The sequence below is a fragment of the Corynebacterium anserum genome (assembly GCF_014262665.1).
In the GTDB taxonomy this organism is placed as follows: Bacteria; Actinomycetota; Actinomycetes; order Mycobacteriales; family Mycobacteriaceae; genus Corynebacterium; species Corynebacterium anserum.
Genome location: NZ_CP046883.1, coordinates 1,259,828 through 1,274,131, shown reverse-complemented (window position 1 = coordinate 1,274,131; position 14,304 = coordinate 1,259,828). Strand labels below are relative to the sequence as shown.

Below are 14,304 nucleotides of genomic sequence, written 5' to 3'. Positions count from 1 at the left end.
ATTGAGACTTCATTTTATGGGCGTAATGTTAATTACACCCTGTTAAGTCATCTACCTTGAGGCGCACCCTCGTGATTGCGCCACGCACAAAGGAATGTAGGAACTGTGGCAACTAACGCACCAGGAAATAAAGACTCTGTTGACGTACTGCTGATCGGCGCGGGCGTCATCTCCACCACCCTGTCTGTGATGCTTAAGCAGCTTCAGCCAGACTGGTCTCAGCTCATCGTCGAGCGCTTGGATGTGCCGGGTGCGGAGTCCTCCGACCCATGGAATAACGCTGGCACTGGTCACTCCGCTCTGTGTGAGTTGAACTACACGCCAGAAGTTGGCGGAAAGATTGACATTTCCAAAGCTGTCGGCGTGAACGAGAAGTTCCAGGTTTCGCGCCAATTCTGGTCTTATCTCGTGGAAGAAGGCTTGTTGGGCGATCCTTCGGAATTCATCAACGCCGTGCCTCACGTTTCTTTCGCTAACGGCATGAAGCAGGTGGATTACCTTAAGGCTCGCTACGAGGCTCTCAAGGACCACCCGCTGTTCCCGAATATGCAGTACAGCGATTCTGAGGAGAAGTTCCGCGAGTTTCTGCCTTTGATGGCCGCAGGCCGTGACTTCAACAATCCTGTGTCTATTTCCTGGTTCGAGGACGGCACGGATATTAACTACGGTGCGTTGACGCGTCAGTACCTGGACATCGTAAACAAGCAGGGTGCAGAGGTTCGCTACGGTAACGAGGTCAAGAACATCACCCGAGCTGGCACGAAGTGGAAGGTTACGACGAAGAATCTCCACACTGGTGATCTCTCCACAGTCACCGCTAACTTCGTGTTCGTTGGTGCCGGTGGTATGGCTCTGCCATTGCTACAGAAGTCCGGTATTCGTGAAATTAAGGGTTATGGTGGCTTCCCCGTGTCCGGTCAGTGGCTGCGCTGCACCAACGAGGAGCTCATCGACCAACACCAGGCTAAGGTTTATGGAAAGGCATCTGTCGGGGCTCCTCCAATGTCTGTTCCACACCTTGACACCCGCGTCATTGATGGCAAGAAGGGGCTTCTGTTCGGCCCTTACGCCGGTTGGACTCCAAAATTCCTCAAGCACGGCAAGTTCACCGATATGTTGTCCTCCTTGCGCCCATCGAACATTCCGTCCTACTTGGGCGTGGGTGTCCAGGAGATGGGCCTGACCAAGTACTTGATTGAGGAAGTCCTCAAGGACAAGATGGCTAAGGTTGAATCTTTGCGCGAGTACATGCCTACCGCGAAGTTTGAGGACTGGGAGGTTGTGATTGCTGGTCAGCGTGTGCAGGTGATCAAGCCTATCGGTGCGCCTAAGTTTGGTTCGCTGGAATTCGGTACCGCTTTGGTCAACTCTTCTGATGGTACAATCGCTGGACTCATGGGAGCTTCCCCAGGTGCTTCCATCGCCCCTTCCGCCATGATCGAGGTTCTCGAGCGTTGCTTCGGCTCGAAGATGGGTGAGTGGACGCCGAAGTTGAAGGAGATGATTCCTTCTTATGGTGGACGTCTCTCACAAAATCCAGAGTTGTTCCAGCAGCAGTGGGAACGCTCGCAGAAGGCACTGAAGCTGGCCTAGTCCGAGCTGTCTAGTGTGGAGGGGAGTACAATCCCCTCCATGACACTTCGCCTCTCTAACCTGACGGTTTTCGTTCTTAATTCTCCGTCTTCCGCTGTCGTGGCGCAGCGTTTGGAATCACAGGGAGCGGTTACCGTGGTTGGGGAGGCGTCGTCTTTTCTTAACGACGCCAACCCCGCCCGCTTTGCTCTCGCCGTTATACCGGGTGATGTGGCGTCGGCGATGGTTGAGCAGGTTATCGATCACGCCAGTGAATGGGGAATTCCGGTGGACGATCAACGCGGTCAGGACGTGGACCAGCAATTCCGCGGGGGTCAGGGGATCGTGACCTTGGTCGGTGGGGGTCCCGGGCATCCGGATCTCATCACGATCGCTGGGGCGCGGGCACTTGCTGAAGCAGATGTGATTCTTACCGACCATCTGGGACCGTATTCACTGGCGGAGGAAGCTGCACGCAATGGAGCGGAGATCATCGACGTGTCCAAACTTCCCTACGGCAAACAGGTGGCACAGGAGCGCACCAACGCGATGCTGGTAGAGAAGGCCACAATGGGAAAGAATGTGGTGCGCCTGAAAGGTGGGGATAGCTTTATTTTCGGTCGAGGTTACGAGGAATGGGCTGAATTAGCTGCAGCGGGGATTCCGGTGCGGGTGATCCCTGGAGTGACGTCGGCGACATCCGCTCCGGCCGTGGCTGGTTTTAGCCTGACACATCGTGGACTCAACCATGATGTGACGCTCGTATCGGGACACGTGCCCCCTGGAAACCCGAAGTCGACAACGAACTGGGAAGCATTGGCTCAGATGACGGGGAGCCTCATCTTGATCATGGCAGTGAAGAACGCAGCGGCTATCGCCGAGGTCCTGATGGAGACAAAGGGTGGCCGTGCGCCCAGCACCCCCGTGGCGATTGTTGAGTCTGCCTCCATGTCTGAGCAACGGGTAACTACGTGCGACTTAGGTGAATTGGCCGAGGTCGTAGAACGAGAAGGCGTGAAACCACCGGCGATTTTCGTCATTGGTGAGGCCGCGGGAAAGCGAATGGAACTAGCGTAGAGTCCAGCTCAGGGAACGAGGTGAGAGCATTCGACCTCAGCGAGGGAAGTAGTAGCCCAGGTGAAGCCAATGATTCTCCGCTAACCGGCCACGGTTGTGCCGAACAACCAACCAATGATGAAGGTCACGGTTAAAGCTAAAGCGCCACCGATGACGAGCCGGGCAACAGAGCGGCTCCGGTGCGCCTCGGACAGATGAGCAGAGATAGTTCCCGTGATAGCCAAAGCAAGTAGGGTGGCAGTGATAATCACAGCAATCTTCATGCTTGCTGGGACAAGTATGGCGGCAAAGAGGGGGAGTAAAGCACCCGACACGAATGCAACTGCTGACGCGGCTGCCGCCGACCACGGGCTGGTCAAGTCTTCCTCATCCAGCCCGAGTTCTAGACGGAGATGACCGGCCAAACGTTGATCACTCGTCATCTCTTGAGAGGCCCGGTGGGCTGTCTCTTCGGACATGCCGAGTTCTAGCAGAGAGGTGATGATGTCCTTTTCCTCAAGACTGCGATCGCGGCTATGAGCTTCACGATGTTCCTTCACCAGGATGTCTTCAGTATCACGCTGCGCTGACACTGACACGTATTCACCGAGCGCCATAGAAACAGCGCCTGCAGCAACCGCTGCGACGCCTGCAGTGAAGATAGCCGAGGAGCTCGACCCCGCAGCTGCCACGCCGACCACCACGCCAGCCGTGGAAACGATACCGTCGTTAGCTCCGAGAACGCCCGCTCTCAACCAATTGAGTTTCGAGGCGAGCCCGGTCTGCTGCTGTTCGTTGTGAGTTTCATAGGACATACTATAAGCCTAAAATGCCTTATGACCTGCGACAACGATGGAAAGGCTGAGCAAAGTAACCCAAGGCTGAACAAAGTCAGTCTCACCTATGGCTCCTCGTCACCTCAGTTCCTGTTCCCACGGTCGCCCGTTCATCGTGGCCAGAGTTGAGATTTTCTCTGGATCCAGAGGCAGAGATGGAATCCAGAGGTAGGGATCAACTCGGAACGATAAGAGTGACATTTTCCTCGTCGACTATCTCGGTACGGAAACCCGCGTCATGAAAAGAAGACACATTACTGAGCAGGGCACAGAACTGTTCCGCCGAGTCAGCAGAACCTACATCAGTACTAGCTTGTGCAAGCTCGCGTGCAACGAGACCCTTGTAGTGCTTGTTGAAATGGCTGACCACCTTCCGCGATCCGTCTGGATACTCAGTTTCTACGCGCAGCTTCACGGCACCCTTGACCGGGCCTAGATTGAGATACCCACCCGAACGCAGATCGATGATCCCATTTGATCCCGTTGGGTTAGATTCACGCCATGCCTCCAATGCTGGGCTAAGTACCTTCGACCACTGTGAACGTACCGTCACGGTCTTGCCATCTACCGAAACTTTTGAGCCGGCCGACAAGCGATAATAGGGGATCAAGTCTTCTGCTGATACCACGCCAAATAACGCTGAACCGATTGCCAAGCGCTTCCGAGCTGTCGCACTTAACGCCTTGCCCGTCCGCTCGCCGTTGACATCCAGAGCATCGTAGGCCACGCCCGTATAGCGTTCAATCGCCGGCATTGTTGGCGAGGTCATTACTTCAGCATTGCGTTCAAGCTGAGAAGACTGGGTAGGTGTGAGCCCGAGGAGCGTCAGATCCTCCTCGCTCTGCATGTGTGTTAACGCAGTGGCCAGCCGGATTCGCGTGTGTGTTATCGGCGACGCCACCTGTTCATCGAGATCAGTGAAAAGGAGATCCTCACAGTTCAATGGGGAACCGGAGCCGCCCCTGGCCTTGGTCTCAGAGGGAGGAAGAATAATCAGCATGGCAAGCATTGTAAATGCTCTGCCTAAAAGCCACCCTGTCAGTATGTTCCGGTACACGAAGGTTGTAGGCTAGCCCTCATGATCACCCGCATGTCACACTTATTCCTGCGCACACTACGCGATGATCCCGCTGGCGCAGAAGTCCCGAGTCACAAGCTTCTCATCCGTGCGGGGTACATCCGCAGGGCTGCGCCGGGCATTTATTCCTGGTTGCCTTTGGGCTTGCGTGTTTTACGCCGCGTTGAGGACATTGTTCGCCGCGAAATGAACGCAATTGGCGCGCAAGAGCTCGCGTTCCCCGCTTTGCTTCCGCGCGAGGCGTACGAAAATTCGGGGCGTTGGAATGAATTTGGTGACGGTCTATTTCGATTAAAAGATCGTAAAGGCGCGGATTATCTGTTGGGGCCGACTCATGAGGAAATGTTTACCTCTGTGGTGAAGAGTGAATTTACCTCTTATAAGGATTTTCCGGTCACCCTGTACCAAATCCAAAATAAGTACCGCGACGAAGAGCGACCACGTGCCGGTATTTTACGCGGCCGCGAGTTTGTGATGAAGGATTCTTATTCCTTCAACATGGATGACGCCGGACTTGAGGAGAGCTACCAGAATCACCGAGCGGCTTATCAACGAATTTTCGACACTCTGGGGATTGAATACGCGATTTGTTTTGCCACGTCTGGAGCAATGGGCGGTTCCGCTTCTGAGGAGTTCCTCGCAATAGCAGAAAATGGTGAAGACACCTTCGTGCGGTCCACCAGCTCGGGTTATGCTGCGAATGTGGAGGCCGTTGTGACACCCGTTCCGGATGCACGTCCTATCGAGGGGCAGCCCGAAGCTACGGAATACGATACCCCGGATTCGGAGACGATCGAGACTCTCGTGAACTGGGCGAGGCAAGAGGACATACGTCTTGATGGCAGAGTCGTCGAGGCTGCTGACACACTCAAGTGCATTATCACCAAGGTCACGCAGCCAGGTTGTGATGACGAAGGTAATGCATATCAGCCTGAACTCACCGGTATCCTCGTTCCGGGTAACCGGGAAGTGGATATGAAGCGCCTCGAAGCGTCGCTAGATCCCGCGACTGTGGAGCTCGCTAGCGAAGAGGACTTTGAGAATAATGAGTTCCTCGTTAAGGGGTACGTCGGTCCCCGTGCGTTAGCTGCGAATGGTGTGCGGATTCTTGCAGACCCTCGCGTCGTTGACGGCAGTTCGTGGATTACCGGTGCCGATGCCAAGAACCGCCATGTCGTGGGGCTGGTTGCAGGTCGTGACTTCACTCCGGACGGCTTTATTGAAGCCGCAGAGATTCTCGAGGGCGATCCAGCGCCGGACGGGCAAGGCTCGTTAACCCTGTCACGGGGCATTGAAATTGGCCATATTTTCCAGTTAGGTCGGAAGTACACTGAGGCCTATGACGTCCAGATTTTGGATGAAAACGGTAAACGCACTGTTCCAACGATGGGTTCCTACGGTATCGGCGTGTCCCGCTTGATCGCAGTGATTGCCGAACAAATGCATGACGACAAAGGGCTGCGCTGGCCTACTGCTGTGGCACCATTTGATGTTCATGTGGTGATCGCCAATAAAGATGCGGCAGCGGCAGAGGCCGCTGAAAACCTGAGTGAAAAGCTTTCCACCGCTGGTGTGGAGGTTCTCTTCGATGAGCGCCCAAAGGTATCACCAGGAGTGAAATTCAAAGATGCTGAGCTGCTGGGCATGCCGCTGGTGGTCATCGTGGGCCGTGGCTTTGCCGATGGCAAGGTTGAAGTTCGTAACCGTTTGACGGGCGAGACCACAGAGATAGATTATGAAACCGCGGTTCAGACTATTCAGGAGATGCGCGGCGCCTAGGTGCCATACGCAAAACCTATTTGCGGTTTTCCGTGGCATTGCCACGCACAAGCTTTAACAACGGGTTGGTCGTGATCGCCCGCTCTTGTGCTATCTCTTGTAGGGCAATAGCTGCACACCATGTCGCGCAGTAGCGAGTATTGTCTTTCGAATGAGCTTGCGTGGCACCGAGGTAGAGTGCATTGACCACAGTGTGTGTGATCTTCTGCATATAGGGCATGACCTCGGAAGGAATGGAGGGGATTTTTTCCCCATCTGTGGGTACCCACCCGGCGGGTGCGGAATCCAGATCGACGTTCAACCCATCGGCCGCCTCCTCGATGGAATTACGTAACTCCCTGAGAGCATTGGCTGTGGAGAGTATGGTGGCGCGATATGTGCCGTCATCAACTGCTGCGGCAATGCCGCAGGCGAAGATCACACCTTGCACGGTGGAGTGTATGCGCTTGATTTCTTCGGTGATGCTCTGTGGCGCGAGCTCTGAGAGATCCTGTGCTTGTGGTGCAGCAGTTATCGCCCCGAGTGCGGAGGCCAAACCTACAAGCAGACCCACGTCAGGACTATCGACCTTCTTCTTAGCGACGCCGCTGGCGACAGCTAAAAGATCCTCCTGTAGATCTTTGGCGGTGAATTCCGGGTTGATTCTTATGTCCTGAGCATTTGCCGGGTCGACGCACGCTCGTGGCTGGTTACCGTCGCTATCTGTGCCACAAAGACGGTGCCATTCATCGTTAATGAGCTCCATCTGCCCCTCGATGAAAGGCTGCTGGTAACGATTGAGACCCCCGGACTTGGCAAGGTGCTGGTATTCGGCGTAGATCCGAACCACGTCTCCGTTGGGTTTGCGTTGTGTGAGCGAGTCGAACATCGATGTTTCGCTCCCCCTACCGCACGCGCTGAGGGACAAAGCTGCAGCACTAAGGCCGAGCGTACCGAAAAAGCGACGACGGCTAAGCGGGCGCTGGTTCGATGACGGGTTGGGGGAGGCGGGGACTTGATTCATCACGCGTTCTATAGTGCCACTGAGTGAGCCTGTTACTCTTCAAGGCATGGCTTTTCCTACTCCTTCGCAGCTCGAAGATATCCTGAACCCACTGGTGACGCAGTATGGCATGCAGCTGGAACAACTGAAAATCACCAAGGCGGGTTCAAAATCTGCTGTACGCGTCGCCGTGGATGGAGATGAACGGCCGGATCTAGACATATTGGAGGAGGTCAGTAAGGCAGTATCAGCTGTGTTTGACGCCGCAGAGGAATCAGGCGCGCTGAACTTCGGTCCTGGTTATACGCTGGAACTGACGACCCCCGGGCTGGATTTCCCGCTGACACTTGAACGCCATTGGAAGCGCAATGTCGGGCGCGTGGTCACACTTCCACAAGCAGGTTCTGCACGGATACTTCACGTCGATGAGGCTGGCGTCGTATTGCTCACAAAAAAGAAGAAAAACAAGACGGTGGTTGCACGGGAATTCGCCGATGTTGAGGGCGCAGTGGTAGAAGTTGAATTCAACCAAGTACCACAGGACGAGGCTCAGCTTATCGGGCTGGATCGTCACGCGTATGAGTCGCTGATCGCGGCGGCTGAGGAGAATAAGTGAACATTGACATCGCAGCGCTCCATGCGCTGGAAAAGCAAGAGTCCGTCGCCATGGAAGATTTGCTTCAAGCTATCCAAAACGGGCTGCGCGAAGCCTACCGGGGGATCACGAAATATGACGGCGAAATCGATGTTGATATTGATCGAACCACAGGCGACGTCGCTGTTTACCAGATCGAACGTGATGAAGAAGGCAACATTATTGGGCGGCTGAATGACACTCCCAGCGATTTTGGTCGCGCAGGGGCGTTAGCGGTGCGTGATGGTATGCGCCAGCAGATTCTTGCCGCGCGCGTAAGCAAGCGCTATGACGAATATTCCGAACTGCGCTATACGGTTGTCTCTGGTGTCGTGAGCCGTGATGTGAGAGCCAATGAGCGAGGCGTGGAAGTTGTGCGCATGGGCACCGAGGCCGACGGCATGGACGGTCAGATCTTGCCTGCTGAACAGATCCCCGGTGAGAGCTTGAAGCACGGCCAGCGCGTGAAAGCTTTTGTTACCGACGTGATCAACAACGGCAATAGAAACGTCCAGATCAACTTGTCCAGAACCCATCCAGAGCTCGTCCGTGGGTTGTTTTCTCTCGAAGTTCCCGAAGTCGCAGACGGTTCTGTGGAGATTGTGGCGCTAGCTCGTGAAGCAGGTCACCGTACCAAGATTGCCGTGCGTTCCACTATTAAGGGGCTCAATGCTAAGGGCGCGTGTATCGGACCGCGGGGCCAGCGAGTGGCCGCGATCATGGCTGAACTCAATGGAGAGAAAATCGATATTATCGACTGGTCTGAAGATCCGGCTGCGCTAGTGGGCAATGCCTTGGCGCCATCCAAGGTCATTAGTGTCTCTGTGACAGATCCCGAGGCGCAGACGGCGCAGGTTGTCGTCCCCGATAATCAATTGTCCCTGGCCATTGGGCGCGAAGGACAAAACGCCCGACTTGCAGCCCGGCTTACGGGTTGGAAAATCGATATTCGTTCTGAAAAAGACCGTCAGGACCGGCACGAGCCCGCTGAGGGACAATAGCGAGCGACTGCGCGCGTTATCACGGTGGTTCATTCAACGTCCCGTACCGAGTGAGAGGTGCGTTGGTTAGCTCTTGACGTACTTTTCGCGTTAGACTAGTAGACGGTCTTGTGCCAAGTGGGTACAAGCGGATTGCCTTGAGGAAGTGGTGCGCGACGATGAGTGCTTTTTCGCCATCGTCACGCCACGTACCCCAACGCACCTGCATTGCTACTCGGAACACTCTGCCGGATAACCAACTCCTGCGAGTGGTGGCACATACCCGCGAAGACGGGATTCTGGAAATCATTGCCGATCCGCAGCGCTGCCGTCCAGGCAGGGGTGCGTGGATCACCCCCACGCCGGAAGCTTTCGCTACAGCGCAGAAGCGACAGGCGTTCAGTCGCGCACTGAGGGTGACATCCTCGGCTGATCTCCAACCGATCCGCGATTACATCGACTCGCTGGCGCAGGAAGCCGGTGAGGTGACGTAACCGTACACCCGAAAGACAGAAAGTACCCGATCACTGATGAGCGCACGATGAAGCAGCATCTGCGATGAACAGCATCAAGTACGGGAGCCGTACGTAGCTAGTTTCCAAAATCTGGCCTGCGGCTCCATCAACACGAAGGAGAGTAGTGCCCGGAAAGCTACGTGTTCACGAGCTTGCAAAGCAGCTCGGTGTACCAAGCAAGGAACTTCTCGCCACGCTCAAAGAGCAGGGCGAGTTCGTCAAGACTGCGTCTTCCACTGTGGAACCGCCAGTCGTGAAAAAGATGAAGCAGCACTATGGCGTGGGTCAAGAATCGGCAAACGCCACAGCGCCCAAGCATCCAGCAGGAAGCACGCCAACAAGCAGCAAGCCTGCACCTACGCCAAAGCCAAGTGCCGCACGACCCGGACCTAAGCCAGGGCAGGGAGTGAAGCCAGGCCCGAAGCCGACGAATTCGGTGGTTGCTAAGGCTGCCTCCACCCCGTCCTCCTCCGTGAAGCCTGGCAACGCTCCGAAACCGGGTGCTCCAAAGCCGGGTCCGAGTGCAAACAAACCAGGCCCGAAGCCAAAGCCTTCCGCTAGTGGGAAGCCTGCGCCGAAACCAACCCCTGGGGCTGCTCCCCAGAATGTGGCGAAGCCAGGCCCTAAGTCTGGTCCGACCGCCAAGCCCGGCCCAAAGCCAGGCGGCCGTGTGCCGCGTGTGGCCAATAACCCGTTCTCCTCGAGCACTGACCGTCCGGCTCCACGGCCTCGTGGTGGTCAAGCTGGTCCAGGGGATATGCCACGTCCAGGTGGATCGCGCGGTGGTCAGAGCGGTTCACGTCCAGGTCAGCGGGGTGGCAATAAACCTCAGGGAAGCAATAAGCCACAGGGTTCTAACCGTGGTGGAGGTTCTGAGCGACAAGGCGGTGGACGTCGTCCATCACCAGCTATGATGCCGAGCCACCCTAGCCCGGGGCAGATGCCTTCGAAGGCGGCTGCTGGATTTGGTGGTGGCGGCGGTGGTCGCGGCCGCGGTGGCGGACCAGGTGGGCCAGGTGGCCCGGGCGGTGGTCCCCGTGGTGGTCGCGGCGGACGTCGTGGCGGTACAGCCGGAGCGTTCGGTCGTCCAGGAGGTGCTCCTCGTAAAGGACGGAAGTCGAAGCGCCAGAAGCGCAATGAGTACGAGGCAATGCAGGCACCTTCCGTCGTTGGCGGCGTGAAGTTGCCCAACGGTAAGGGTGCCACTCTGAGGCTTGCCCGCGGTGCTTCGTTGTCAGACTTTGCTGAGAAGATCGATGCTGATGCAGCTGCATTGGTACAGGCATTGTTTAATCTCGGTGAGATGGTCACCGCCACGCAGTCTGTGTCAGATGAAACGCTGATGCTGCTCGGCGAAGAGATGGACTACAAGATCGAGGTTGTGTCCCCTGAGGACGAGGACCGCGAGTTGCTTGAGTCCTTCGACCTGCAATTCGGTGAAAACGAGGGTGCGGAGGAGGACCTTGCCCAGCGTCCACCGGTTGTCACCGTCATGGGTCACGTGGATCACGGTAAGACCCGTTTGCTGGATACGATCCGTAAGGAAAATGTCGGCGGTGGTGAGGCCGGCGGCATTACCCAGCACATCGGTGCTTACCAGGTGTCGGTTAACTTGGAGGGACATGACCGTCTGGTTACATTCCTCGATACTCCTGGTCACGAGGCTTTCACGGCCATGCGTGCGCGTGGTGCGAAATCCACCGATATTGCGATCCTCGTGGTAGCTGCTGACGACGGCGTCATGCCGCAGACCGTTGAAGCGATCAACCACGCTAAGGCTGCGGACGTTCCGATCGTGGTGGCCGTCAATAAGATCGATAAGGAAGGCGCTCAGCCCGAGAAGATCCGTGGCCAGCTCACGGAGTATGACCTCATCCCGGAGGAATATGGTGGCGATACCATGTTCGTTGACATTTCCGCCAAACAGGGGCAAAACATTGAGCAGCTTCTGGAAGCCGTGTTGCTGACAGCGGATGCTTCGCTAGATCTGCGAGCGAACCCTGACATGGATGCTCAAGGTGTCGCCATCGAATCACACCTTGATCGTGGACGTGGTCCAGTGGCCACCATCTTGGTTCAACGCGGAACCCTGCGCGTGGGAGATTCGATCGTCGTTGGTGATGCACATGGCCGTGTGCGCCGCATGATCGATGAATACGGTGAGGATGTGCAGGAGGCAGGTCCATCTCGTCCTGTACAGGTTCTGGGTCTGACCTCGGTGTCTGGTGCTGGTGACAGTTTGCTTGTGGTCGATGAAGATCGTACGGCTCGTCAGATTGCTGACCGGCGTAACGCGCGGCGCCGCAATGCCCTGCAGGCGAAGGCTCGTAAGCGTGTGTCCCTCGAGGATCTGGATGAGGTGCTTAAGGAGACGAACACCCTCAACCTGATTTTGAAGGGTGATAACGCCGGTACGGTTGAGGCCTTGGAGGACGCACTATTGAAGATCGAGGTCGATGATGAGGTTGCACTGAATATCATCGATCGCGGAGTCGGCGCGGTGACGGAGACTAACGTCAACCTTGCCGCCGCATCTGATGCCGTTATTATCGGCTTTAATGTGCGTGCGGAGGGCAAGGCAACTGAGGTGGCGAACACCGAAGGCGTTGACATCCGGTACTACTCCATCATTTACCAAGCCATCGATGAGGTGGAGTCTGCGCTCAAGGGCATGCTCAAGCCTATCTACGAGGAGAAGGAGATTGGTCGTGCAGAAATCCGCGCCATCTTCAAGGCCTCTGCTGTCGGCTTGATCGCTGGTTGCATGGTCGAATCGGGTAAGGTTCGCCGTAACGCTCAGGTGCGTTTGGTGCGTGACGGTAACGTGATCGCCGAGAAGGCTAACATTGACTCTCTGCGTCGGGAGAAAGACGACGTTGTGGAAGTCGCAGCCGGTTACGAGTGCGGTATGGTTCTGTCCTATCCAGATATTCAGATCGGAGATATCATCGAGGTCTATGAGATGGTCGAGATTCCACGCGACTAGCTACTAGCCCCCGACCCCGATCCTGCTCCCCTGTAGGGTCGGGGTTCGTTTTGTCCGAAACACAATCTTTTCAAGGAGTAAATGATCATGGTTGATCATGCACGCGCAGCGCGAATGGCTAAGCGTATCCAACAGATCGTGGCTACAGCCATTGAGAGGGAGATTAAAGACCCTCGTCTGGAATTCGTGACGATCACGGATGCGCGGGTCACTGGCGATCTCCACGATGCCACGGTGTTCTACACCGTGCGTGGGCGCACTGTCGATGAAGCGCCGGATCTTCGTCTCGCTGAGGCTGCATTGACCAAGGCCAAGGGGCAGCTGCGCAAAAATGTTGGCGATCAGCTTTCCGTGCGGTTCACCCCGACCTTGTCCTTTGTTTATGATTCCGTGCCGGAAGCTTCTGCACATATGGAACAGTTGCTTGCTCAGGCTCGTGCTCATGATGAGGCGATCAAAGCTCAATCCGCTGGCGCGCAGCCAGCGGGTGATGCAGACCCGTACCGTCATACTGACGATGAAGAGTAAATGGTACAAGAAACAATCTCCCACCAGGCTGTTCGTGCCGATGCCCGCTCCATTGTGAGTTTGGCCGGTCCCGCGTTGGTAGTACTCGCCGCAACCCCGCTGTATCTACTTCTTGATACTGCGGTGGTGGGGCGCCTAGGGGCCGAAGATCTTGCGGCTCTCGCAGCAGGTGCCACGGTGCTGGGTACTGTCACGACCCAGCTGACGTTTCTGTCTTATGGAACGACGGCTCGTGCCGCGCGTTTATTCGGCGCTGGGAAAAAGTCAGCTGCTCTTTATGAGGGGGTGCAGGCGACATGGGTCGCTGTGTTCGTGGGTGTTGTTTTAGCGGGCGTGGTGTTCGCCTTCACACCGCAGATTATGGGTTGGTTGACGTCGAATGAGATCGTTGCCCATAAAGCGACGACATGGATGCGCGTGACGTGCGCCTCAATCGTGCCTGCTCTAGTCACAATGGCAGGAAATGGGTGGCTGCGTGGCATGTCCAATACGCGGCTCCCGCTGTATTTCACGTTGGCGGGTGTGATTCCCATGGCCATTGCGGTGCCCATCTTTGTACATAACTACGGTTTAGCTGGTTCGGCGTATGCCAACGTCTTGGGAGAGTGGATTATTGGTGCCTTATTCCTTGGTGCGTTGTGTCTGCATTGGAGACGTGCTGGCGATGGGCGGGTGATGAGGCCGGATTGGTCCGTGATCAAGCCTCAGTTACAGATGGGGCGAGATCTCGTGGTGAGGTCCTTGTCTTTTCAAGTGGCGTTTCTTTCCGCGGCTGCCGTGGCTGGCCGCATGGGCTCGGCGAGCTTGGCCGCACATCAAATTCTTCTGCAGTTATGGAACTTCCTATGTTTGCTCTTGGATTCCGTTGCGATTGCGGCTCAGGCCTTAGTGGGTGCAGCGTTGGGAGCGCAGTCTGTAGTGGCGGCGCGTAGGGTAGCTTTGCAGGTGGTTCGTTTTTCCGTGGCCGCCTCTGTTGTGTTGGCCGTGACGTTGGCTGTGGGTGCGGAAGTTTTTCCTCGCTGGTTCACCCCGGATGAGCGAGTTCTGGCAGCGATGGCTACTCCGTGGTGGATGCTTATTGTGCTTGTGGTTATGGGTGGCGTGGTCTTTGCGTTGGATGGTGTGTTGTTAGGTGCATCCGATGTGTCTTTCTTGCGCAACGCTACGGTGTGCGCGGTGGTCGTTGGTTTTATTCCTGTGGTCTGGCTTTCCTTGATCTTTGATTGGGGCCTTAGCGGGGTCTGGTGTGGTCTGTTGGCGTTCATCTTTGTCCGTTTGCTCGCGGTGTGGTGGCGTTATCGCAGCGATGCATGGGCTCACTAAACCAGGTTATTTTCCACTGCGAATTAACTTTTGGC

General features: G+C 56.1%; 12 protein-coding genes. 9 read left to right on the top strand and 3 right to left on the bottom strand.

Annotation, left to right across the window (positions count from 1 at the left end; all coding sequences use genetic code 11):
• Positions 1–105: 105 nt before the first annotated feature.
• On the top strand, positions 106–1,593 hold the full coding sequence (mqo, locus tag GP473_RS05360; protein WP_185769904.1) for a malate dehydrogenase (quinone): 1,488 nt from the start codon (positions 106–108) through the stop codon (positions 1,591–1,593).
• A gap of 39 nt (positions 1,594–1,632) precedes the next feature.
• Positions 1,633–2,649 (top strand): uroporphyrinogen-III C-methyltransferase, encoded by a 1,017-nt coding sequence (cobA, locus tag GP473_RS05355; RefSeq protein ID WP_185769903.1) that lies wholly within the window; start codon positions 1,633–1,635, stop codon positions 2,647–2,649.
• A gap of 80 nt (positions 2,650–2,729) precedes the next feature.
• Here cobA and GP473_RS05350 read toward each other — a convergent pair whose 3' ends face one another.
• Both GP473_RS05350 and GP473_RS05345 read right to left on the bottom strand, forming a co-directional pair.
• Positions 2,730–3,443 carry a VIT1/CCC1 transporter family protein gene (locus GP473_RS05350; protein WP_185769902.1) on the bottom strand — a complete coding sequence of 238 codons (714 nt, stop codon included), beginning with the start codon at positions 3,441–3,443 and terminating at the stop codon, positions 2,730–2,732.
• A 196-nt stretch (positions 3,444–3,639) separates the two neighbouring features.
• On the bottom strand, positions 3,640–4,464 hold the full coding sequence (locus GP473_RS05345) for a YaaA family protein (RefSeq protein WP_185769901.1): 825 nt from the start codon (positions 4,462–4,464) through the stop codon (positions 3,640–3,642).
• A gap of 78 nt (positions 4,465–4,542) precedes the next feature.
• On the opposite strand from GP473_RS05345, the gene GP473_RS05340 reads away from it, so the two are divergent.
• Positions 4,543–6,321 (top strand): proline--tRNA ligase, encoded by a 1,779-nt coding sequence (locus GP473_RS05340; RefSeq protein WP_186276668.1) that lies wholly within the window; start codon positions 4,543–4,545, stop codon positions 6,319–6,321.
• A gap of 16 nt (positions 6,322–6,337) precedes the next feature.
• Here GP473_RS05340 and GP473_RS05335 read toward each other — a convergent pair whose 3' ends face one another.
• On the bottom strand, positions 6,338–7,189 hold the full coding sequence (locus GP473_RS05335; protein ID WP_222104945.1) for a hypothetical protein: 852 nt from the start codon (positions 7,187–7,189) through the stop codon (positions 6,338–6,340).
• Between the two features lie 181 nt (positions 7,190–7,370).
• Here GP473_RS05335 and rimP point away from each other — a divergent pair, with 181 nt between their 5' ends.
• The 6 genes from rimP to GP473_RS05305 all read left to right on the top strand — a co-directional run bounded on the left by rimP (position 7,371) and on the right by GP473_RS05305 (position 14,269).
• Entirely contained in the window at positions 7,371–7,919 is a 549-nt protein-coding gene (gene rimP, locus GP473_RS05330; RefSeq protein WP_186276666.1) for a ribosome maturation factor RimP, read from the top strand.
• On the top strand, positions 7,916–8,938 hold the full coding sequence (gene nusA / locus GP473_RS05325; RefSeq protein WP_185769897.1) for a transcription termination factor NusA: 1,023 nt from the start codon (positions 7,916–7,918) through the stop codon (positions 8,936–8,938). Before rimP ends, nusA begins: the two co-directional genes overlap by 4 nt.
• 158 nt (positions 8,939–9,096) lie before the next feature.
• On the top strand, positions 9,097–9,411 hold the full coding sequence (locus GP473_RS05320) for a YlxR family protein (protein ID WP_185769896.1): 315 nt from the start codon (positions 9,097–9,099) through the stop codon (positions 9,409–9,411).
• A gap of 145 nt (positions 9,412–9,556) precedes the next feature.
• Positions 9,557–12,418 carry a translation initiation factor IF-2 gene (gene infB, locus GP473_RS05315; RefSeq protein WP_186276665.1) on the top strand — a complete coding sequence of 954 codons (2,862 nt, stop codon included), beginning with the start codon at positions 9,557–9,559 and terminating at the stop codon, positions 12,416–12,418.
• Between the two features lie 87 nt (positions 12,419–12,505).
• Complete coding sequence (gene rbfA / locus GP473_RS05310; RefSeq protein ID WP_186276664.1) at positions 12,506–12,946, top strand: 30S ribosome-binding factor RbfA; 441 nt, start codon at positions 12,506–12,508, stop codon at positions 12,944–12,946.
• Positions 12,947–14,269, top strand: coding sequence for an MATE family efflux transporter (locus GP473_RS05305; protein WP_185769893.1), 1,323 nt, complete (start codon positions 12,947–12,949; stop codon positions 14,267–14,269).
• Positions 14,270–14,304 lie beyond the last annotated feature (35 nt).

Coding starts and splice junctions, on each gene's coding strand:
- cobA (WP_185769903.1), top strand. CDS start 1,633: ATGACACTTCGCCTCTCTAACCTGACGGTTTTCGTTCTTAATTCTCCG.
- GP473_RS05350 (WP_185769902.1), bottom strand. CDS start 3,443: ATGTCCTATGAAACTCACAACGAACAGCAGCAGACCGGGCTCGCCTCG.
- GP473_RS05345 (WP_185769901.1), bottom strand. CDS start 4,464: ATGCTGATTATTCTTCCTCCCTCTGAGACCAAGGCCAGGGGCGGCTCC.
- GP473_RS05340 (WP_186276668.1), top strand. CDS start 4,543: ATGATCACCCGCATGTCACACTTATTCCTGCGCACACTACGCGATGAT.
- GP473_RS05335 (WP_222104945.1), bottom strand. CDS start 7,189: ATGTTCGACTCGCTCACACAACGCAAACCCAACGGAGACGTGGTTCGG.
- rimP (WP_186276666.1), top strand. CDS start 7,371: ATGGCTTTTCCTACTCCTTCGCAGCTCGAAGATATCCTGAACCCACTG.
- GP473_RS05320 (WP_185769896.1), top strand. CDS start 9,097: ATGAGTGCTTTTTCGCCATCGTCACGCCACGTACCCCAACGCACCTGC.
- rbfA (WP_186276664.1), top strand. CDS start 12,506: ATGGTTGATCATGCACGCGCAGCGCGAATGGCTAAGCGTATCCAACAG.
- GP473_RS05305 (WP_185769893.1), top strand. CDS start 12,947: ATGGTACAAGAAACAATCTCCCACCAGGCTGTTCGTGCCGATGCCCGC.